This window comes from Dyadobacter crusticola DSM 16708, assembly GCF_000701505.1.
In the GTDB taxonomy this organism is placed as follows: Bacteria; Bacteroidota; Bacteroidia; order Cytophagales; family Spirosomataceae; genus Dyadobacter; species Dyadobacter crusticola.
This window is the reverse complement of record NZ_JNJB01000008.1, coordinates 315,316-337,926: the sequence shown is the minus strand read 5'-3', so window position 1 is coordinate 337,926 and position 22,611 is coordinate 315,316. Positions and strand designations below refer to the sequence as shown.

17 protein-coding genes are annotated in these 22,611 nt (G+C 45.9%); 5 read left to right on the top strand and 12 right to left on the bottom strand.

What is annotated here, in order from left to right; all coding sequences use genetic code 11:
• Positions 1–19: 19 nt before the first annotated feature.
• From Q369_RS0114150 to ilvD, 7 genes are all read right to left on the bottom strand, one after another.
• Positions 20–292, bottom strand: coding sequence for a HepT-like ribonuclease domain-containing protein (locus tag Q369_RS0114150; RefSeq protein ID WP_031528453.1), 273 nt, complete (start codon positions 290–292; stop codon positions 20–22).
• The gene (locus Q369_RS0114145) at positions 273–581 is read right to left on the bottom strand and encodes a nucleotidyltransferase family protein (protein ID WP_031528452.1); all 309 of its coding nucleotides are present in this window, start codon (positions 579–581) and stop codon (positions 273–275) included. The genes Q369_RS0114150 and Q369_RS0114145 overlap by 20 nt, the downstream gene beginning before the upstream one ends.
• 65 nt (positions 582–646) lie before the next feature.
• Positions 647–1,903 carry a threonine ammonia-lyase gene (ilvA, locus tag Q369_RS0114140; RefSeq protein ID WP_031528451.1) on the bottom strand — a complete coding sequence of 419 codons (1,257 nt, stop codon included), beginning with the start codon at positions 1,901–1,903 and terminating at the stop codon, positions 647–649.
• A gap of 129 nt (positions 1,904–2,032) precedes the next feature.
• Positions 2,033–3,079, bottom strand: a complete 1,047-nt coding sequence (gene ilvC / locus Q369_RS0114135) for a ketol-acid reductoisomerase (protein ID WP_031528450.1) — start codon at positions 3,077–3,079, stop codon at positions 2,033–2,035.
• A gap of 55 nt (positions 3,080–3,134) precedes the next feature.
• Positions 3,135–3,668: an acetolactate synthase small subunit gene (gene ilvN / locus Q369_RS0114130; RefSeq protein ID WP_031528449.1), complete on the bottom strand. Its 534-nt coding sequence runs from the start codon at positions 3,666–3,668 to the stop codon at positions 3,135–3,137.
• 19 nt (positions 3,669–3,687) lie between these two features.
• Entirely contained in the window at positions 3,688–5,448 is a 1,761-nt protein-coding gene (ilvB, locus tag Q369_RS0114125) for a biosynthetic-type acetolactate synthase large subunit (RefSeq protein ID WP_031528448.1), read from the bottom strand.
• Between the two features lie 515 nt (positions 5,449–5,963).
• Positions 5,964–7,646 (bottom strand): dihydroxy-acid dehydratase, encoded by a 1,683-nt coding sequence (gene ilvD / locus Q369_RS0114105; protein ID WP_031528446.1) that lies wholly within the window; start codon positions 7,644–7,646, stop codon positions 5,964–5,966.
• A gap of 318 nt (positions 7,647–7,964) precedes the next feature.
• Here ilvD and murQ point away from each other — a divergent pair, with 318 nt between their 5' ends.
• Positions 7,965–8,768: an N-acetylmuramic acid 6-phosphate etherase gene (gene murQ, locus Q369_RS0114100; protein ID WP_031528445.1), complete on the top strand. Its 804-nt coding sequence runs from the start codon at positions 7,965–7,967 to the stop codon at positions 8,766–8,768.
• A gap of 72 nt (positions 8,769–8,840) precedes the next feature.
• Here the strand turns inward: murQ and Q369_RS0114095 are convergent, their stop codons facing one another.
• Positions 8,841–9,632 carry an NIPSNAP family protein gene (locus tag Q369_RS0114095; RefSeq protein ID WP_031528444.1) on the bottom strand — a complete coding sequence of 264 codons (792 nt, stop codon included), beginning with the start codon at positions 9,630–9,632 and terminating at the stop codon, positions 8,841–8,843.
• A gap of 99 nt (positions 9,633–9,731) precedes the next feature.
• A complete protein-coding gene (locus Q369_RS0114090) occupies positions 9,732–10,763 on the bottom strand; it encodes a PorP/SprF family type IX secretion system membrane protein (RefSeq protein ID WP_031528443.1) in 1,032 nt (343 codons plus the stop codon).
• A gap of 340 nt (positions 10,764–11,103) precedes the next feature.
• Here Q369_RS0114090 and Q369_RS0114085 point away from each other — a divergent pair, with 340 nt between their 5' ends.
• The 3 genes from Q369_RS0114085 to Q369_RS0114075 all read left to right on the top strand — a co-directional run bounded on the left by Q369_RS0114085 (position 11,104) and on the right by Q369_RS0114075 (position 15,503).
• Positions 11,104–13,866 (top strand): PKD domain-containing protein, encoded by a 2,763-nt coding sequence (locus Q369_RS0114085; protein WP_229206839.1) that lies wholly within the window; start codon positions 11,104–11,106, stop codon positions 13,864–13,866.
• A gap of 100 nt (positions 13,867–13,966) precedes the next feature.
• Positions 13,967–14,992: a Holliday junction branch migration DNA helicase RuvB gene (gene ruvB, locus Q369_RS0114080; RefSeq protein ID WP_031528441.1), complete on the top strand. Its 1,026-nt coding sequence runs from the start codon at positions 13,967–13,969 to the stop codon at positions 14,990–14,992.
• An 85-nt stretch (positions 14,993–15,077) separates the two neighbouring features.
• A complete protein-coding gene (locus Q369_RS0114075; RefSeq protein WP_031528440.1) occupies positions 15,078–15,503 on the top strand; it encodes a (deoxy)nucleoside triphosphate pyrophosphohydrolase in 426 nt (141 codons plus the stop codon).
• On the opposite strand, the gene Q369_RS0114070 is transcribed toward Q369_RS0114075, so the two are convergent.
• Positions 15,486–16,847 (bottom strand): dihydroorotase, encoded by a 1,362-nt coding sequence (locus tag Q369_RS0114070; protein WP_031528439.1) that lies wholly within the window; start codon positions 16,845–16,847, stop codon positions 15,486–15,488. The genes Q369_RS0114075 and Q369_RS0114070 overlap by 18 nt on opposite strands.
• A gap of 70 nt (positions 16,848–16,917) precedes the next feature.
• On the opposite strand from Q369_RS0114070, the gene Q369_RS0114065 reads away from it, so the two are divergent.
• The gene (locus Q369_RS0114065; protein ID WP_031528438.1) at positions 16,918–17,607 is read left to right on the top strand and encodes a ComF family protein; all 690 of its coding nucleotides are present in this window, start codon (positions 16,918–16,920) and stop codon (positions 17,605–17,607) included.
• Between the two features lie 58 nt (positions 17,608–17,665).
• Here the strand turns inward: Q369_RS0114065 and Q369_RS0114060 are convergent, their stop codons facing one another.
• Together Q369_RS0114060 and mfd are read right to left on the bottom strand one after the other, a co-directional pair.
• Positions 17,666–18,931, bottom strand: coding sequence for an SUMF1/EgtB/PvdO family nonheme iron enzyme (locus Q369_RS0114060; protein WP_031528437.1), 1,266 nt, complete (start codon positions 18,929–18,931; stop codon positions 17,666–17,668).
• Positions 18,932–19,027: 96 nt separating this feature from the next.
• Positions 19,028–22,375, bottom strand: a complete 3,348-nt coding sequence (gene mfd / locus Q369_RS0114055; protein ID WP_031528436.1) for a transcription-repair coupling factor — start codon at positions 22,373–22,375, stop codon at positions 19,028–19,030.
• Between the last annotated feature and the right edge of the window lie 236 nt (positions 22,376–22,611).

Genomic DNA, 22,611 nt, shown 5'->3' with positions numbered 1-22,611 from the left:
TTCCATTTTGATTGCATCATCAAATGATATAGTAATCAATTCCCCAGTAATGGTGAATCATTCTGTCTCTTAAACCTGCAAATCCCCGCCAATCGAATAGTGGATACTTAGTCCGAATTTCATCTGGAACACGTTTGCAAGCTTCACCCGCTATTTCAAAGCTTCGAACAATTGCTTTTGTCAGGGTTTCATCATCCAGGAATTCGTCAAAGCTCAGAACCGCCGTTTTCTTGTCGATATAGCGGAGTTCGGATTCGATATGTTGTAAGAACTCAATCAGCGAAGGTGACATATTCTATTTCTTCTTTCACATTTCGCTGAACAAACGAGGCAAGCGACTCCCAGGTCAATAAATCGACTTTTCGATTAAGCAATATTTCTAGATAGTCAGCAAGATTCAGATAGTTTCTGAAAGTTTTCTTTCCCTCCTTAAACTCTACCAATATATCTATGTCGCTACCCTCGTTTTGTTCCCCACGAACAAAGGATCCAAAAATACCTAATCGCTCAGCTCCAAAACTTTGAATAGATGATTGGTGATTTTTGATAACCTGATAAACTTCCTGTTTGCTCTGGACCATTTTTCTATCTGTATGTGTAACACAATATTAAATACTTGCGAGCTGACATCAAACAACTTAAATCCTCAAACCATAAACTGAAACAAATCCGGTTGATCGTTAAGGTATTCGTAAACTACCCGGTTGGCATCCATTCGCTCGATGAGCGGCGCAAAGTCTTCGCGGTTTTTCAACTCAATCCCTACCAATGCAGGGCCTTGCTCGCGATTTGTTTTCTTTACGTATTCAAAACGGGCAATGTCGTCATTCGGTCCCAGAACATTCAAAAATTCGCGGAACGCACCGGAACGTTGTGGAAAGCGGATAATGAAGTAATGTTTCAAGCCTTCAAACAAAAGCGATCTTTCCTTGATTTCTTCTGTGCGCGTGATATCATTGTTGCCGCCACTGATCAATAAAACTACGTTCTTACCCTTTATCTCGTCCCTGATCAGATCGAGTGCGGCTACTGTCAATGCACCTGCGGGCTCCGCTACAATCGCTTCTTCATTATAAAGCTGCAAAATGGAGGAGCAAACTTTCCCCTCAGGAATGAGCAGGATTTTATCCAGACTTTCACGGCAAATCTGAAAAGTAAGATCACCTGCACGCCGTACTGCCGCGCCGTCGACAAACTTGTCTATTTGTTCCAGCGTCACCACCTGACCTTCTTCAATGGACCTTTTCATGGTCGGTGAACCTTCCGGCTCTACGCCGATCAGTTGCGTTTTAGGAGATAGTTGTTTAAAAACTGTCGAAATGCCCGAAGCCAAGCCGCCGCCGCCGATGGCCATTAACAAGTAGTCAATTTTGAAATCAGCGTCTTTGAAGATTTCCAGACCCACGGTTCCCTGACCTTCAATCACCTGCAAATCGTCAAATGGGTGTACGAAAACTGCATTGTTGGTAGTCTGGTATTCTTTTGAGGCATAGTAGGCATCGTCGTAAGTATCTCCTACCAAATGAATTTCGATCCATTCTTTTCCAAAAAGCCTTACCTGCTTGATCTTCTGGGCGGGCGTGGTAGTTGGCATGAAAATCGCGCCTTTCACTTCCATTTTCCGACAGGCGTACGCCACTCCCTGGGCGTGGTTACCAGCGCTGGCGCATACAATTCCATTCGCTAACTCAGCTGCTGACAAGCTTGCCATTTTGTTATACGCGCCTCGGATTTTGTAGGACCTTACCGTTTGCAGGTCTTCTCTTTTAAGGTAAATGTTTGCATTATACTGTTCCGACAAATGCGCATTGTACAAGATCGGTGTGTGATTAATAACCCCGCGCAACCTTTCGGCAGCCAGGAAAATATTGTCTAAAGTTGGGAGTGAATGTGCAGTTTCCATTGCCTGTAAAGAAAAAAGCCTTGCAATAGCAAAGCTCTTGTTTTTTCAGCACCGTCGGCTAAAAGCCGACGGCAACTGATTATAATTTTCTATTGCCGTCGACTTCAGCCGACGGCATGAAAGATTTGATTAGTTGTTTTCTGGGCGCAGGCTGCGAACAGTTGTGCCGGCTTTCCACATTTCGGATTCGCGAAGCTCAGCCAATTCTTCTTCCAGTTTCACGCGGTAATCTGGTTGCGAGTTGCGGGTAATGGAAATATTTGCTTGCTCGCCGCTTTTTACCGAATTGTAAAGTTGCTCGAAAACAGGCTTGGTAGCGTCACGGAAAGGTTTCCACCAGTCAAGCGCACCGCGTTGTGCGGTTGTTGAGCAGTTGGCATACATCCAGTCCATTCCGTTTTCAGCAACCAATGGCATCAACGATTGTGTCAATTCTTCAACTGTTTCGTTAAATGCTTCTGATGGAGTGTGTCCGTTCGAACGCAATACTTCATACTGAGCAGCGAAGATTCCCTGAATAGCACCCATCAAAGTACCACGCTCGCCAGTCAAGTCAGATGTTACTTCACGGTAAAAATCAGTTTCGAACAAATATCCTGAACCAACACCGATTCCCATTGCGATACATTTCTCACGCGCTTTGCCGGTTGCATCCTGGAAAACAGCGAAAGAAGAGTTCAAACCTTTACCTTCTACAAACAGGCGGCGAAGTGAAGTACCCGATCCTTTTGGAGCAACAAGGTACACATCCACGTCAGAAGGAGGAATAATGCCAGTCTGGTCTTTGTAAGTAACACCAAAACCGTGTGAGAAATACAGCGATTTTCCGGCAGTCAGATGCTTTTTAACAGTTGGCCAAAGTTCAATCTGAGCGGCGTCAGAAAGCAGGTAGCAAATGATAGTTCCTTTTGAAAGCGCTTCTTCGATATCGAAAAGTGTTTCACCAGGTACCCAGCCGTCGGCAACAGCTTTGTCCCATGATTTGCCACCCTGGCGTTGACCAACGATTACATTGAAACCATTGTCACGCATATTCAAGCTTTGGCCCGGACCTTGTACACCGTAACCGATTACAGCTATAGTTTCATTAGAAAGTACTTCACGCGCTTTTTCAAGAGGGAATTCTTCACGGGTTACTACTTCTTCTTCGACCCCGCCAAAATTTAATTTTGCCATTGATTATTGGTTAATTTGATTTATTACGATTAAAAAGGACAATTAATAGAGCTGATTACTGATAATACTCCCATTCGGCTTCCGGGAGATAATCCACGAGCGTCTGGGGGGATTTGCTTACTGCTACTCTGCCGGATCTTACAAATTCAAGAATCTCGTGTGGTTTGATATAGTCGAAAAACTCGAATATTTCCTCCTCTGTACCGGTCTTCTGGATGATCACATAGGTGAGGTGCCAATAAACAACCCACGCTTTGTAAACTTTGTTAATGGTTTCAATGTCAATTGGTTTCGCACCAATCGGGGTCGATACTTTGAACAATGCGATCTCATTGTACGCGATATCATCGTTCAAATATCCGAAAACAGCGAGTACTTCCACTACTTTCCGAATCTGGCGCACGAGTTTTTCGACAGCTTCTCTCGACTCATGCCGAATGACGATAGTAAAACGGGAGATACCCTTACGCTCCGTTTCTGAGACTGTCAAACTGTCGATATTAATCCGCCTGCGCGTCAGAATGGTGGTAATCTTATTAAGAATACCAATCGTGTTTTCCGTAAAAACGCAAATGGTGTATGTTGTCATAGTTGCGATATTTTCCTGTTTATTCTAATCTGATATCTGACACACAGGCACCGGTAGGCACCATAGGGAATACATTTTCCTCATTTTCAACAATAACCTCCAACAGATAAGGTTTGTCAGAAGCGAGCAGCGTATCCAATGAATCGTTCAGGTTATCGCGGCTGCTGCAGGTATGTCCGTTTATTCCAAAGCCTTTTGCAATCGTGATGAAATCAGGATTTTGCAGTTCTACGAACGAGTATCTTTTCTGATGGAAAAGCTGTTGCCACTGGCGCACCATCCCTAGGAAATTGTTATTCAGAATGATAATCTTTACTGGAAGTCCGCTCTGTGCAATGGTACCCAGCTCCTGGATCGTCATCTGAAAACACCCGTCGCCAATAAAAGCAACCACTTCACGATCAGGCGCTCCTACTTTCGCTCCGAATGCGGCAGGCAATGCGTAACCCATTGTACCCAAACCGCCGGAAGTGATAAATGAATTCGGCTTTTTAAACTGGTAATATCTGGCGGTCATCATTTGATGCTGGCCCACATCCGCCAAAACGACTGCCTCTCCCTTTGTCTTATTTGAAAGTGTGCGGATTACTTCCGCCATTTTGATTTTTTCGGTAGTAGGAGCGAGCTCAGGTTGCGTGATTTTTTCATTCTCAATCGCGTCAAACTTCTTAAACTCAGCGATCCAGCCTTTGTGATCATTCTCCTTCACCAATGGAAGCAGCATTTCAAGTGCTAGTTTCGCGTCCCCTACTACGGGCGCATCAGCCTTGATAATTTTGTCAATTTCCGCCGGATCTATCTCAATATGAACAACTTTCGCCTGTTTTGCATAGCGGCTTACATCACCGGTTACCCTGTCGTCGAAACGCATGCCGACAGCAATAATCAAATCGCATTGGTTTGTCAGCACATTCGTGCCATAGTTACCATGCATTCCAAGCCAGCCCACATAGTTAGGGTGATCAACCGACACAGACGAGAGGCCCAGCAGGGTTGATGCAGCAGGAATATCCGTTTTTTCAATGAATTTGATCAGCTCATCTTCTGCATGTGAAATCCGTACACCGTGGCCAACGAAGAGAAAAGGCTTTTTTGCTTCGTTGATCAGCTTCGCTGCTGCTTCTACCTGCTCCGTTTTTGGCGCAAGGCGCGGACGGTAGCTGATCAGGTTCTCACATTTTTTATAAGAAAATTCTTTCGACATCAGCTCGTTTTGAGCGTTTTTTGTGATGTCGATCAGAACTGGTCCGGGACGGCCGGATTTGGCGATGTAAAATGCTTTGGCCATGATTTCCGGGATTTCGTCAGCCCGGGTAATCTGGTAATTCCATTTTGTAATTGGAATCGTAATACCGATAACATCCGTTTCCTGAAAAGCGTCAGTACCAAGTAAATGCGCAGCTACCTGTCCCACTACACAAACCAGCGGCGTGGAGTCAATAATCGCGTCAGCAATGCCGGTTACCAGGTTCGTTGCGCCGGGGCCGGAGGTAACAAGGCAAACTCCAACCTTACCACTCACACGTGCATAACCTTCCGCAGCATGCGCCGCGCCTTGCTCGTGACGTACAAGAATGTGGTCAATTTGATCTTGATAGTCGTAAATCGCGTCGTAGACGGGCATAATTGCGCCGCCGGGGTAGCCAAAAATAGTTTCAACACCCTCTTCAATCAATGACCTGATGACCGCGTGAGATCCGTTGACCAGCTCCGGTTTGGCAACAGCCGCTACCGTTTCAGTAACCTGGGCTATCTCAGTTTGATTTTCATTAAATTCCATGACTCCTCTATTTATTTGTCTGACGAATTTTCAAGATTTTCAATATCATTCATATCTCTCGGTCTTCCCGCTGCCTTTTTTGCTTTGATTAAATCGTGGTAGTTTATCAATCGTATTTTAAGATCTTCTACCAGATAATCTGATGCATTTTCATTTGCAATATCAAACTCGAGTCCTTTCAATTTTGTTATTATGTCAATTGAAAATAGCCTCCAACCAAAATATATTCTACGTTGCTTTCATTGAGACATTTTAAAGAATCCTGAAGGTCATCGTTGAAGATATTAGCCATCACAATGCGTGTTTTCTCATCGAAAAAGCTGTTTTGTCCATTTTGGGAGGATTTTCCAAATCGTACTGAAAAGCAATACTGTTCAGGTAATTGGCGGCTTCGAGCCTTTCTTTACCGGTCTTCGGCTGTACATCTGAATAGTATTTTTCTGCCTTAGCATGCGTTCCAGCATGAAATGCGGTTCTGTCTAATTTGAAATTTCCCGAATTCATATTCCTGAATTCTACGCCTCGTCGGTAACACAACCTTCACTGGCTGATTTTACGGTTCTGATATATCTTCCCAGCATTCCTTTGGTAAACTTCGGTGCGGGCTGTACCCACTCTGCTTTGCGGGCCGCCATTTCTTCGTCGGAAATATGCAGGGTCAATTCACGCGTATTTGCGTCAATTGTAATCCGGTCTCCGTCTTTTACCAATGCGATAGGCCCGCCGTCGAATGCTTCCGGTGTAATGTGACCAACCACAAACCCGTGCGTACCGCCTGAAAAACGGCCGTCAGTGATCAATGCGATTTTATCACCCAGACCAGCACCCATTACAGCAGAGGTCGGTTTAAGCATTTCCGACATACCCGGTCCGCCTTTTGGTCCCGCATTGCGGATTACTACTACGTGTCCCGGCTTTATCTCGTGGTTTGCCAGCATGGTAATAATTTCCGATTCATGCTCACATACTTTTGCTTCTCCGTCGAAAGTTAAGCCTTCCTTGCCTGTGATCTTCGCCACTGCGCCTGTTGGTGCAAGGTTACCATACATGATTTGGATGTGTCCCGTGGGCTTTATTGCTTGTTCGATTGGGAACACCATTTTTTGAGCTTCAAAATCAAGATCCGGCGCTTCTGCCAGGTTCTCTGCTACGGTTTTCCCGGTTACTGTAATGCAGTCTCCGTGGATTAGTCCTTTGGAATATAGATACTTGGTGATAGCAGGTACTCCGCCAATTGCCAGAATATCCTCCATATAGTATTTGCCGCTCGGTTTCAGGTCGGCAATGAATGGCGTTCTGTCGGAAATTTCCTGAATGTCATTTAAGGTCAGCCAAAGTCCCGCTGAACGTGCGATTGCTAGGAAGTGCAGTGCTGCATTGGTAGAGCCGCCGAGCGCCATTACTACTGTTAACGCGTTTTCAAGCGACTTTTTAGTGATGATTTCCTTAGGAGTAATGTTCAGTTCAAGCAGCTTTTTCATCGCCGAACCGATCTTCTTGCATTCCTCCTGCTTGCCTTCGTGCGTGGCAGGATAAGAGCTGCTGAACGGGAGGCTCATCCCCATTGCTTCGATGGAAGCAGCCATTGTGTTAGCGGTGTACATACCGCCGCAGGCACCTTGTCCGGGAATTGAATTCTGGATTACTCCTTTAAAGTCTTCATCAGAAATATTGTTTGCAAACTTTTTACCCAAAGCTTCAAACGCAGAAACAATGTCCAGTTTTTGTCCTTTATAGTGGCCGGAACGGATTGTACCGCCATAAACCATGATCGCCGGGCGGTCCAGGCGCGCCATCGCCATTACTGCACCGGGCATATTCTTGTCACAGCCCACGACAGCAATTACGCCGTCGTACCATTGTGCTGAAACTACGGTCTCAATCGAATCTGCGATAATGTCGCGACTTGGCAGCGAGTAGCGCATACCATCGTTTCCATTGGTCATACCATCAGAAACACCAATGGTATTAAATATCAAACCAACCATGTCGTTGGCTGTTACACCCTGCTTGACGTACACGGAAAGCCCGTTCAAGTGCATGTTGCATGGATTTCCCTCGTAGCCGGTACTAGCAATCCCGATTTGTGGTTTCGCGAAATCTTCTTCTTTCAAACCAATACCGTAAAGCATGGCCTGTGCGGCAGGGTTTGTAACTTCCTGGGTTAAGGTTTTTGAAAATTTGTTCAGTTCAGACATGGTGAATGGTGTATTAAATAAAACACCTCACTCTGTTGTGAGTGAGGTGCCGAACTATATAGTCTTTCCTCACTCACGCAAAAAGCGTGACAACTCGTAGACTTAGAATGACGCTGATCTTTTTCATAGCGGAAAATAGAAGCTTAGCGAAATTTCGCTGAATTGTGCTTGCTGACACAAATTAGAAGGGTATCTTTTTATTTTCCAAACAATAGGTCAGTTTTTTGTTCATATTCTTTAATAAATACCAAATTTCTTGGAGGAAAAGCTTTGTTACGGGAAAACTTTTAATTTTGAATTCTAACGAACACAAGCAAAATGCTAACTACCGAATCTTCATCCCATTATCATGACCTCGAAAAAATGAGTGTCAATGAGCTGCTGACTTCCATTAACACAGAGGATCAGACAGTACCATTCGCTGTTAACAAAGCTATCCCGCAGATAGAAGCGCTGGTAGAGCAGATCGTTTCGAGGATGCGGGGTGGGGGCCGGTTATTCTATATCGGAGCCGGTACGAGCGGAAGGTTGGGAGTAGTAGATGCATCTGAGTGCCCGCCGACATTTGGCGTTCCTTTTGATCTGGTTGTTGGAATTATTGCGGGAGGCGACACTGCAATCCGCCGCGCAGTTGAGAATGCGGAGGATGATAGCGAGCAAGCCTGGAAAGATCTTGCTGTCTATAAACCTGGTGAAAATGATACTTTGATCGGAATTGCTGCATCCGGCCGCACGCCTTATGTGATAGGTGGATTGAATGCAGCCCGGCAGGCAGGTTTACTGACTGGCTGCGTGGTTTGCAATGCGGGCTCCAAGGTTGCGGAAGCGGCGGAGTTCCCTGTGGAAATCGTAGTGGGTCCCGAGTTTCTCACCGGCAGCACGCGCATGAAGTCTGGTACTGCACAAAAACTGGCATTAAATATGATTTCAACAGCGGTGATGATCCGTTTGGGGAAAGTAAAAGGCAATAAAATGGTAGATATGCAGCTTACTAACGAGAAGCTCGTCGACCGCGCTGTACGTATGATCATAGAAGAACTGAATATTTCACCTGAGGAGGCCGAGTCACTGCTGACCGAACATGGAAGTGTGCGCGCCGTAATTAATGCGGTAAAAAGGTGATTTAATTAAAAATAAAAGAGGGTGCAACTGCGGCTAAATGCCGGTTGCACCCTCTTTCTTGTTGATTACAGATCAGATATCTGAATATTCAGTCGGGAACAGGAACAATGTTATGTTTTTAGATACATTGTTCTGGTACTCAGGCAATGATCTTACTGTTTTCCACTCCGCATCGTCGCCGAATGATTTCCAATGGGCGTCGCGGGAAGCTTTGTCTGCGAATGTTGTCATGTACATCAGGTTCGGCATCGTCGCGCCTGCAACTACCTCTCCATAAAATACTGCGTTGAAGCCAAGACGCGCGAAAATTCCGATCTCATTTCCTGCATTGAATTGCTTTACCTTGTTCCAGTAGATCTTCTCGGTATGGCCTTCGTAGCTTCTCAGCTCGTAAATGCGCTCACTTTTTGGTGACGTAAGATCAGGTTTTTTCATCATCGGGCTGTTTTCAAATGCTCTCAGCACCGTTGATCTGATCCGGATGTAAGGCGGGTTCTTGTATTCAGCGTCGATATAGTCTTTTCCTGCTGCCATGTAAGCAGCATCTTTGCCAAGTACCTTTGGAAGGTCAACCAGCTGGTCAAGTGACTTTAATGGTGTAAGTACGTAGATCAGCTTGCCGGCTGCTGTGTCGGAAGCCACAGGTTTAAAAACACCGATGTTTTTTATCCCTGCACGGTGCAATGCCGGTATGTAGGCATCTTTCAGGTAGTTATCAATGCGTGACGCCTGATCGGCATCTTTTACGTGGTAAATTTTAATCTCGTAAAATTCTCTCTTCGGGGGAGCGGCAAAAAGCAACGTAGCACAAAAAAGCAGGCACAGTGTTGCGAATGCACCTTTCTTGGAAATTTCAAACATCATGATGTGGTAGGTTAATATATAGTAGTTAATACACAGGAAAGACCTCCGGCTTCCATCTATACCCGCCGGCTCCCTTCAATATTTGAACAAATAAAAAACTTAGAATTTTGGACAGGAAAGCTGCTTTTTGCTGCTTCTGCTTCGCTTTTGTTTTGGTTCGAGAGGAGGAAAAATGTAGGAGAGTGAAATCTCATGAGCGCCGCCGCTACCCACGCCAAGTGTGGAAATCGTTACGTCGTAACTGTAACCAATAGAAAATTTATCCTGACGAAAGCCTGCAAGGAAAATCAGCGACTCGTGATTATTGATGTTTTGTTCATATTTCTTAAATGGTATTCCACGGTACCAGGCCCCCAAAACAAGGGGCTCGATGGTGACGTATAATCCTGCGTCGAACTGATCGTATTTACCCTGTTTTTTATACATGATAGCAGGGGAAATGGTTTTTTCTTTGTCGATCTCGTCGCCTAGAAATGTGTAGCCGGCAAATGGAATGCGCAATCCCGCCTGCAAACTTGCCTTCACGGGCAACCGCGCGTCTGTTAATCCTGAGAATGCCTGATTAGGTCTGTTCAAATGGTGAGCCGAAGCGCCAGCCCAGTACCAGTCAGAGTAAAGCATTGCCCCGGCCCCAAAATCTGCATAAAAAACGTTCGGGCCGCCTCGTGCAAAGGGGTCCTGGGAAGGACTTCCGGTTAAGCCGCCATTATCATACTGGTCACCAAAAGTCAGTCCGAAATAATCGAGTGTACGTGAACCAAAGCCTCCCTGTATCCCCAGCCTAAGTGAGGTAAGCTCATTGAACTGGATCTGGTAGGAATATTGTAACGCGGCTTCGGTCGACTTCAGATTACCCAATCCCTGGCTGTCCATTGTTACCAGCACGCCTACGCCACTGTTTACATTTGAGAAAAATGCATCGGCTCCGAAGGAAGTAGTAACAAAATTCGCTGAAAGGGAAGGCCACTGGTTGCGGTAGTTCACGGTAGCTCGGGGCGCAAGTGCTCCGCCTGCCAGGGCAGGGTTAAGATACAGTGGATTAGCATAAAACTGGGAAAATTGGGGGTCTTGACTCCAACCATCTATGCAAACCAGTGTCAGTATAAAGAGGCAAAGTAAACGCTTGATCATATATTTAACTTGCATCCGCCACGCGGGTGGCAGTTAGGTTATGGGCCGTAAATATTTGCCCGATTTAATTTTCACAAAATATCTTCTAATTGCGTATTAATATTCAAATTAGAGTGGTTTTTACGACTTTCCCGCACAAAATTTTAACATTTTATTTTCGTTAGTATTGTCGGGTAATCTGAATATCAAATGTGGTGGACAGGGGTGTTTGAACAGTTAACGAAACATGGGGCGATTTTATAATAGGTACCAACAAATTTTTTGTGCTTTTTTCTTCCTTATGCTGCTCTCAACAGGGTACGCAAAGGCACAGGTAAAATTTTTGGTCGAAGGTCAATGTATGCAAAACCCCGACTGTGAAGCAGATTCTACTTCATTCAGGGATACACTAAGTACAGCCATAGCCTGGCGATGGAGTTTTGGTGAAGGCGCAGCAACAGATACGCGGCGCAATCCGCAGCATTCGTACATGGCGCCGGGCGCTTATACAGTTACATTAACCCGCACCATCAGAGGCGGCTCCACGGAAACTGTTTCTGAGGTTGTACAAATCGGCGCGCTTCCTCCGTCTTTTCAGGAGTGGAAGACGGACACGACCATTTGTCCGGGTGATACGCTTATTCTTGATCCATATCCAAACGGCGCGCCCGCAGGAGCAAGATTCGTCTGGTATCCCAAAGGTGATACGACGCAGACGTTAAATGTCGATAGTTCAGGCTGTTACTCCGTGGAGGTGATTTTGCCAAACGGATGTAAGATACAGGATCGCGTGAATGTGAAGATTTGTATGGAACCTTCTGCTCAGGAAGGTGCAAAATGGTATTTTGGTGGAAATGCGGGACTTGATTTCTCCAACTCTCCCCCAACGCCAATTACCGACGGAAAAGTCAATACGCCCGAGGGTACGTCTTCTATTGCCAATTCGAAAGGTCAGCTGCTGTTTTATTCGGATGGTATAACGGTCTGGAATAAGAATGGCGACGTCATGCCCTGTTTTAGTCCCGGAAATTGTGCGCCGTTGAAGGGAAGTCCGAACTCAACACAATCCGTACTGATCGTTCCGCAACCTACCTGTAAAGGCTGCGAGTATCTTTTCAATGTATTTACAACGTCCGATATCAATGGCGAAAAGCTTTTGACAGTCAGTGTAGTCGATATGCGCAGGAACAATGGACTTGGCGCAATCATTGAGCAGAATACTACTTTGCAAACGCCAACTACGGAACGTATAGTCTCAGCCCGTAACGATCGTGACTCGACTTACTGGGTTATTTCCCACGACTACGGTACCAATAAATTCCGCGTTTTTCATGCGACAAATGGTGGACTTAATGAGAGCGGAACCTTCGACCTCGGAATAGCGCACGACAGCTTGCATAAAGCAGAAGGTTACATGAAATTTTCTTCTCCCGACAGTGCGACGGGACAAAGGAGACTTGCCGTCATAGTTCCCGGACCGCCTAAAAACTATGTAGATCTGTTCTTTTTTAACGATTCAACCGGTACGCTGACGCACGATAAAACAGTGGACCTTGGCCCGGCGCCACCGATTGCTTACGGGATCGAATTTTCGCCCAGCGGAGAGAAAATGTACATTTCCTTTACCGGCGAGAATGGAACAAGCTCGTACTTAAAACAATACGATCTTACATTACCGGATAGTTTACTGACTGAAACAGCAATCACGATCGACAGCTCGGCAACACGAAAGTTCGGGGCATTACAATTCGGTCCGGATGGGCGGATTTATATGGCTATTCAGGGTAGTGAATACCTTGCAGTAATCGGGGAGCCCGAAGGTAATTCGCTGACTGGCGTTGAATATGAGCGGGACGGCGTAAACCTGGGTGGAAAAAATAGTCAGTTGGGTTTGCCCAATATGGTGCAGGACTTTACGCAGGAATCGTCAGGGCCGGGCTTTGAGGCGGATGGTTTTTGTACCAATGAGCCTACCACTTTTCAGGCCAGTCCAATTTGTGACCCGATTGAAGATACTTACCAATGGGATTTCCTTGGAGACGGCAGTTTTACAGCGCCTTCCAAAGAGACACAGGCGACTTACACTTACACGCAGCCGGGTACTTACATGGTGCGAATGCGCGCAGCCAATAAATGTAAGGATACGATCATTGTGCAGGAGGTAACTATCTATGAAACACCGCCACAGATCAACCTGGGAGCTGATAAAGATACCTGCGGCAGTTTTGTTCCGCTGGATATGGGCGTTGAGGCGGAAGTATATGCGTGGATCAACAGAGGGAGGGTAGTATCTCGCCAAAGAACTTACAATGCAACTGCAACAGGCCAGTACATTGCAGTAGCATTCAACGGACCACAAGGAGAATGTTATTCCGCAGATACTATCCAGATTACCCTGCGCCGCCCGCCCGCATTCTCCATTGGGCCGGATACGACACTTTGCCGCGACAGTTCCGTCGTACTTGGTGTTGTGAGTGACAGATGGATTGAGTTCAATTGGAGCAATGGCGAAACAACCCGTGACGTAACAATCAGTCAGCCGGGAACTTACACCGTAATTGTAAAAGACAGAAACGACTGCTACAACTCCGATACAATTCAGGTAGGAGAGCTTCCATCGCCGATCCTGAACCTTGCGCCGGAAAATGCAATTTGTATTCCTGATGGACAATCTGTGATCCTGGATGCAAATGGACAAGGGCAACTTTCGTATCTCTGGCCCGCCTCTGGGGATACTACGCGAACGATCACCGTAAATGTGGAGGGTACCTATGTGGTACGCGCTACTAATCCCGAAGGCTGCGTTACAGAAAAGTCAACTGAGGTTGTCGATAAATGTGAGCCGCGGTTCTTTATTCCCGATGCATTTACGCCCGACGGAGAAGGAAGAAATGAAATTCTTGAAATCTTTGGAGCCTATTACACCAATTTCACAATCCGCATTTACAACCGCTGGGGTGAGGTGATTTATGCTACCAACAATCTTGAAGACCGCTGGGATGGTACCTATAAAGGTCAGAAAGTACAGCCGGGAGCCTATCCTTATGTGCTTTCGTACGAGAGCCTTTATTATCCAGAACGCGCCCCAACTGTAAAGCGCGGCTCGGTGATGGTGATCCGCTAACCCTTCTTTTTGCGGATTAAAACAGCTATTTTTGATTATACCAAATACCCGCCGCGTGATAAGTGGCGGGTATTTTTGAACAATACTATTATATTCCATTATGCGCCAGGACTATTTGTCAGGAGATAAAGAGGGGCTTTCCAATACTGAAAAGGAAATTGAACGTGCATTGCGTCCGCTTACTTTTGATGATTTCGCAGGGCAGGATAAAATTCTTGAAAACCTGAAAATTTTTGTTCAGGCAGCTCGGCAACGAGGTGATGCATTGGACCACGTACTACTGCACGGACCTCCCGGACTGGGCAAAACTACATTGTCTAACATCGTGGCCAATGAACTGGGCGCTAACATCAAGATTACATCCGGCCCGGTACTTGACAAGCCGAGCGACTTGGCAGGCTTGCTGACCAATCTTCAGGAGCATGATGTGTTATTTATAGATGAAATCCACCGGCTCAACCCGATTGTAGAAGAATATCTTTACTCGGCAATGGAGGACTATAAGATCGATATTATGCTCGACAGCGGTCCCAATGCTCGCAGCATTCAGATCGGTTTGAACCCATTTACATTAATTGGCGCGACTACCCGCGCGGGAATGCTGACATCCCCTCTACGGGCGCGTTTCGGGATCAATGCCCGGCTGGAATATTATGATGCGAAACTACTTTCGTCTATTTTAAAACGCTCGGCGGCAATCCTCGGAACGCCGCTTGAAGAAGATGCAGCTTACGAAATTGCCCGCCGCAGCCGGGGTACCCCAAGGATTGCCAATAACCTGCTACGCCGCACACGGGATTTTGCCCAGGTGAAAGGCAATGGACGAATTACGGTTGCAATAGCAGAAATTGCATTGCGGGCGCTAGACGTCGACCAGAATGGACTGGATGAAATGGACAACCGGATTTTGAATACGATTATCCAGAAGTTCAAAGGCGGACCGGTGGGGTTATCAACAATCGCGACAGCTTGCGGCGAAGAGGCGGAAACGATAGAGGAAGTATACGAACCTTTTTTAATCCAGGAAGGATATCTGAAAAGGACCTCCCGGGGAAGGGAAGTAACCGAGAAAGCTTTTAAACACCTCGGAATTCTTCCTACTTACAGGTCGGGAGAGCTGTTCTGATTCTTGTAATATATTTAGTTTCAGGATGTAGATGCAAAATAGGAACAGAAGTAGTAAATTTGCGGTAAATTGACTAACCGCCTCTATGATTGAAGTGCTTGTTTCAGAAAAATTGGTTGTGAGAGTGCCCTGTGCAGTGATTGAACACAATGGAAAGATACTTGCAGGTCAACGTAGCGCAGCCCTTTCCTTCCCATTAAAATGGGAGTTTCCCGGCGGTAAAGTTGAACAAAACGAATCTGACGAAGAGGCACTTGTACGCGAGATCCGGGAAGAACTGAACGTTGAAATTGACATTCTCTACAGGCTGCCGGTTACCACCAAAGATCAGGGCTGGCGTGAGATTATCCTGGTACCTTTCGTTTGTAATCTTCAAACCACTCAAATCACCCTCACAGAACACGAGCAGATCGTCTGGCTTAAAGCCGAAGAGCTACCTACGCTCGATTGGACGGAAGCAGATCTCAATGTAATTCAAAGCTACTTCGATTACCTAGCGGTTAAAAAGTAAGCGCTCCCCTTTCACTTCCTCATGGAAGCTTCCATTTTCATATACCAGATGCCCCGATACAAATGTGTGGGTAACCTGCGAGCCAAAGCGCATTCCTTCAAATGGTGACCACCCGCATTTAGCATAAATATTATCCGGCTCAACAACTGTAGCCGCATTCGTGTCTACCAATATAAGATCTGCCTTGTAACCTTCACGTATATAGCCCCGGTCGGCGATCTGGAAACAATCGGCTACGGCGTGGCTCATTTTTTCCACTACCCGCTCGATGGAAATTTTCCCGGCGGCGCACAGTTCAAGCATTACATTCAGGGTGTGTTGCACCAATGGAAGTCCAGACGGTGCCTGCCAGTAATCTTGGGCCTTTTCTTCGACTGTATGCGGCGCGTGATCGGTTGCTATTACATCAATTCTATTGTCCAATACAGCCTGCAAAATAGCCTCTTTATGATGCGGCGCTTTGATAGCCGGATTGCATTTGATCTTGTTGCCTAAAGTGTGATAGTCTTCTGCGTCGAACCATAAATGATGCACGCAAGCTTCTGCCGTAACCAATTTCAGTTCTCCATCGGGAAGCCAGATCCGGCCATTCTTCCGGATACCGGTTTCAAACAGCGGCACTTCATCACCGGTTGAGATATGCAGAATGTGCAGACGGGTTTTATGTTGGTGAGCAAGTGAGGTTGCAAATGAGGAAGATTTCAGGCAGGCTTCCTCATTCCGGATTAATGCGTGAATGTTATAAGGCACATTCTCCCCGTACTTTTCTTTAAACAACTCCATTCGCTGACGTACCGTCGGCTCATCCTCACAATGCGTTGCGATGATACACGGCGCATTTGCAAATATCTTTTCCAAAACTTCGGGTGCATCCACAAGCATATTTCCGGTGGACGAGCCCATAAAAATTTTAATTCCACAAACCTCCGCCGGATCGGTCTTCATCACCTCTTCGTAATTGTCATTCGACGCACCCATGAAGAATGAGTAGTTCGCGAGTGAAGTTTGGGCAGCGATTTGGTATTTGTCTGAAAGTAACTCTTGCGTGAGCGTATTCGGGACTGTATTGGGCATTTCCATAAAGGAAGTAACCCCTCCGGCTACTGCGGCCTTTGATTCGGTGTAAATATTGGCTTTGTGAGTAAGTCCCGGCTCCCTGAAATGCACCTGATCGTCGATTACACCGGGCATGAGGTACTGGCCTGTTGCATCTATAATCTTGTTTGCGGGAATGTGCTGCAGGTTTTTTCCTACACTTTTAATGTGACCATTTTGAATTAATACGTCTAATTCCTGAACCGTATTTTCATTTACTACGCGAGCATTAACTATCAATGTTGTCATATCAGTGTAAGAATTTCTTTCCAAAGTTATTTAGTCAAATCAAATAACCCCATTTCAGATCAAAAAATAGATGTTAAATCGATTTTTCAGAGACTTACTGGACCTTATTTTCCCTCGTTGCTGCGCAGGTTGTGACAAGCCGCTGATCGGGACAGAACAAACATTATGCACGGTTTGCCGGATTTCCCTTCCCAGAATCGGCTTAAAGGGTTTGCAAAAAGATGTTCTTCAGAACAAATTCGTCAATGAGCCGGCTGTCGTTTTCACGCATTCGTTTCTGCTTTTTACCAAAAAAGGCAAAGTCCAAAAACTGTTACACGCACTCAAATACAGGGGAAACCAAGAGGTAGGGTTGGTACTTGGAGAAATGTTCGGGCAGGAGATGAAAGATGCTGAGCAGCTATCTGGCGTAGACCTGATCATCAGTGTGCCGCTTCATGCGCGTAAGAGGAAGTCGCGCGGCTATAATCAAAGCGATTTACTGGCAGCAGGCTTCTCGAAAGCAACCGGCATTCCCTGGTCAGCTTCTGCATTGAAGCGGTTGAAGTTTACAGAGACACAAACGGGGAAAAATAAGATTGAGCGCAGAGACAATGTGAAAGGAGTATTTGCGGCAGATACCGATTTGAAAGCATCCAAAGTTATTATCATGGACGATGTACTTACTACCGGAGCTACACTCGAAGAATGTGTACAAACACTTACCAATGCCGGCTGCCGAAAATTTGTAATACTCACGATTGCACTGGCTCAGCACTAAATGCAAAAAGCCGCCACCTGATCAGGTGACGGCTTTTCTAGCATTATTATCTAAAATCTTATTCTTTGTGGCTACCAGTAGCGATCATTGCGCAACGGAAACCAACCATTGCAGTTGCAGAATCCTGATCCATGTAGCGACGCGTTCCGGGAGACAACCAGTAAGCAACGTCTGCCCACGATCCACCTTTGTAAACTCTCAGCTTATCATCAACAAGTGAGTTGTAGTTTTTGGTATCGTATTTTTTTGCTTCATCCTGATAACCGTCTCGACGGAAAGAGTTCAAATCGTTAACGTCAGAGTTTGACAATGGACGGTAAACGTCATAAACCCATTCGCTTACGTTACCTGCCATATCATACAAGCCATTATCATTTGCAGGATACGAACGAATTTCCTGAGTAATAATCGCTCCGTCATTTGACTTACCTGCGATACCCGCGTAGTCACCAGGACCGCGCTTAAAGTTCGCTAGCATCGTTCCTTGTTTCCGGCCGCGAGGCTGGCGCATTGTTGAACCATCCCAAGGATAAATTCTTGAGTTGGACTGGTTCTCGTCAGAATACTGCGTACCGATCATCGCCATTGCTGCATACTCAAATTCAGCTTCTGTTGGAAGGCGATAAGGTGGCATTACGTAGCCGCTTTCAATTCTAAGTTGTGGCGCTGGTGCTGCTGTTTCTGCGGATGCAACTGCTGCATCGTCATTTTTCTTCTTACCAAAAGAAAATCCTTTCTTTTTCTTACCACCTGCTGCTGCTGCCGCACCTGCTGTATTATTCGCCTGACTTACAGCCGCAGTACGCCACGCACAGTAATCATTTGCCTGAACCCATGAAACGCCGACAACCGGATACAGACGGAAGCCCGGGTGACGAAGGTACATGGTCACGTAGGAGTCATTGAATGACAACTCGTTGAACCACACGTTTGTATCAGGTAAAGCTTTTGTGTAAAATTCTTCTGAGGAATCTCTTTGAACTGCATTCAAATATTCAAGATAGTGGACATTGGCCACCTCTGTCTGGTCCATATAGAAAGACTGGATACTGACAGTTCTTTTAGGGTTATCCCTTCTTGCCATCACATCCTCTTCCAGAGAACCCATTGTAAACCGGCCACCTTCGATATAAACCAAGTCGGGGCCTGCTGGCAGCGCTTTGTACTGCTTTACTTCAAAACCATCTTTGCCATTATAAGCCAATCCTGTTTTAGAGCTCGTCTTCCCAGGTTTTAAGCTGGTAGGTTTCTTCTTACTACATGAAGTAGCCGCTAATAACACAATCAACATCAACGCGATTGACCGGGTACCCATCTTTTGCATGCAAATCATTGCTTAAAGTGACTTTATAGTTTGGTCTTTTATAGTATGCGAAACCGCAAATTTATGAAATGAAACGAAAACATTTTCAAAAATCAATCAGTGTGTCATATCCGCAAGCACATTCCTCGCCTGATCTATACTTTGTACATCTTCGCAGATCAGGATCAGCTTACCTTTCTGGTCCTTTAACGAGATCTTTTGAGGATGTTTTTTAATGTAATCGATCACCTGTCCGAACCGGGCTGACTGAAAGAATTCGTCGTTCTGCGAAGTAACGAAGTACCCTTTCATTGTATTGCTCTTCAAAGTTAGTTTTTCCAGATGCAAAGTCTCTGCTTCCCAGCGCAAACGGACCGTTTTAAGCAAATCCTGAACTTCCTTCGGAACCGGACCAAAACGGTCAAGTATTTCCTGTTCGAATTTCGAGAGTTCGTCTTCGGTGGCTATGTTGTCAAGGCGGGTATATAACGATAGTCTTTCTGAAATATTTTTAACATATCCGTCGGGAATTAAAGTCGCAAAATCGGTTTCGATCTGTGTATCGGGAACCAGCTTTTTCGGCAGTCCCAATGCATTTGCGAACAGGTCTTTAAACTCGTTGTTTTTTAATTCCTGAACTGCCTCATCGAGCATTTTGTGGTAAAGCTCGTAGCCCAGATCATTTACAAAACCACTTTGCTCAGCTCCCAGCAGGTTACCCGCGCCACGTATATCCAAATCTCGCATCGCAACCTTAAAACCGTCGCCCAGATCTGAAAATTCTTCCAGTGTCTGCAAACGTTTACGGGAATCGCTGGCCAGTGTCGAAGCGCTTGGTGTAAGCAAATAGCAGAATGCTTTTCTGTTTGATCTTCCTACGCGCCCGCGCATCTGATGCAGATCCGAAAGTCCGAACATGTGCGCCGAGTTGATGATGATTGTATTTGCATTGGCAATATCAATCCCGGATTCTATAATGTTGGTTGAAACGAGCACATCATATTCACCCTCGATAAAGCCTACCATTACTTTTTCCAGCTTGTCGCCGTCCATTTGTCCGTGCGCTACCCCAATTCTCACATCCGGAACCAGCCTAAGTATAATGTTCGCGATTGACTCAATATCGTTGACACGGTTGTGTACAAAAAATACCTGACCGCCACGGTTCACCTCAAAGCTGATCGCATCCCGGATAAACTCTTCGCTGAACGTATGTACTTCGGTAGTTACAGGCTGCCGGTTTGGCGGCGGAGTTGCGATAACAGAAAGGTCGCGGGCGCCCATCAATGAGAAATGCAGCGTTCTTGGAATCGGCGTTGCGGTAAGTGTCAGCACATCCACATTGACGCGCATTTCCTTTAAGCGGTCTTTTGCTTTGACACCAAACTTCTGTTCTTCATCAATTACCAGCAGACCCAGATCTTTGAATTTTACATCTTTATTCAAGATCCGGTGCGTTCCGATCAGAATATCGATTTTACCTTCCTCGGCTTCTTTCAGCGTCTCTTTGATCTCTTTCGGAGTTTTGAAACGATTGATATAACCGACCCGCGCCGGGAAATCCGACAAACGCTCGCTAAATGTTTTATAATGCTGCATCGCCAGAATGGTAGTTGGTACCAGCACTGCAACCTGCTTGCTGTCACAAACGGCTTTGAATGCAGCGCGGATCGCAATTTCAGTTTTACCAAAACCCACATCCCCGCATACGAGCCTGTCCATCGGATGTGCTTTTTCCATATCCTCCTTCACATTTGAAGTTGCTGTAGCCTGGTCGGGCGTATCTTCGTACAAAAAGGAAGATTCGAGCTCGGCTTGCATGTAGTTATCGGGCGAATATTGAAAGCCCGGAGCTTGCCTGCGCTTGGCGTACAATGCAATCAGCTCGTGGGCAATATCTTTCAGCTGCTTTTTGACCTTCGATTTTTTGGCTTCCCATTCACCTGAGCCGAGTTTGCTCATAGCTGGCGGTGTACCTTCCTTGCCTGTGTATTTGGCGATTTTGTGCAGGTTATGCACACTTACATACAGCAAATCATTATCCCTGTAAATCAGCCTGATTGCCTCCTGCTGCGTTCCATTCACATCTTTCCGCTCCAAGCCCGCAAAGCGGCCGATACCATAATCCACGTGCGTAACAAAATCGCCCGGTTGAAGGGATTTGAGTTCTTTTAATGTAATCGCTTTCGATTTGGAGAACTTATCCTTTAAACGGTATTTATGAAAGCGTGCAAAAATCTGGTGATCGGTATAGCAGGCGACTTTTACATTATCGTCAACAAACCCTTCCCGAAGCGAGATGTGCATTGGCTGAAACTTGACAAACGGATCAAGGTCTTCGAAAATGCGTTCGAGCCGGTCCAGCTGCTTGGGCTGTTCGGCAACAATTACATTGACATACCCTTTGGATTGGTTTTCAGACAAATCGTCCAGTAACCTTTTGAAATCTTTGTTAAATGAAGGCTGCGGCTTGGATGAATAGGGGATTTTAACCTCTGTTTTGAAATAAAACTTACGGCCAAACTCGACGGTCTTGTACTTCTTCACTTGTGCAAGAAACCCGCGCCTTGTTTCAAATAATGCCTGCGGATTGGAAACGATCTGAACACCGCCGCCTGTGGCATCTTCCAATGCTTTTTCCGCTTTCTCAAAGCATTTTTCAATTACTTCCAGTGTCAGCTCGGCATCTTTGAACCAAATGGTCGTTTCTCCGGAAAAGAAATTTAAAAAGGACTCTCTTGTCTCGTGAGACAGCCTTTGCTGAATGTCCGGTACAATGTTGATCTGCTTCGAGGATTCAATGGAAAGCTGCGTATCGGGGTCGAAAGAACGAATGCTTTCAACCTCATCGCCAAAAAGCTCGATACGGAACGGATGTTCGTTGGCGAATGAAAAAACATCGATAATACCTCCACGCACAGAAAACTGACCTGCCTCAAATACGAAATCCGTAATCTCAAATCCATAGCTTGTCAAGAATTCGGTCAGGAACGAAGGGTCCAGCTTTTCGCCGACTTTAACCGAAAATGTATTTGCTATCAGCGATCGTTTGTTGATCACTTTTTCAAACAGCGCCTCCGGGTAAGTTACTACCTGAATGGGAGTCGCCCGGCTTGTGTTCAGCTTGTTGAGGATTTCGCCCCGCATCAGGACATTGGCATTGTCCACCTCCTCATAATGGTAAGGCCGCTTGTAGGAAGTTGGGTAAAAAAGTACCTCCGAGCTACCAAGCAGGTTCTGTAGATCGTTCTGGAAATAAGCGGCCTCATCGCGGTCGCTTAATATATAGAGTGCCGGACTTTTTTTGCGTTGCTGTACTGCCGCAGATACCACTGCGTCCAGGCTGCCAACAAGTCCTTTAATTTGGATATGGGAGGATTCCGGGCTCTTTGAACCGATCTGCTCCATCAACAGATTCATGTATCCGTCGCCCCCGTATAGTGTTAATAAGTCCTTGACTTCCAAGTAATTTCAAATTAATCGCGGCTGTTGCCGACTGTGAATTTAAACGCAAAAAGCCGTTTCGGGGATTTTCCCGACCGGCAAGAGTGATAACACCAGCTTCGGAAATTTCGTTTGCTGATATTCCTTGACTACAAAAATAAGACCAAAGGTCACAGCTACAAGTTACGCTTTCGTTAACAGCCTGGCATTTCGTACCTATATTCGCATATTTTCCAGCTTTTCAGATGTTTTAATGC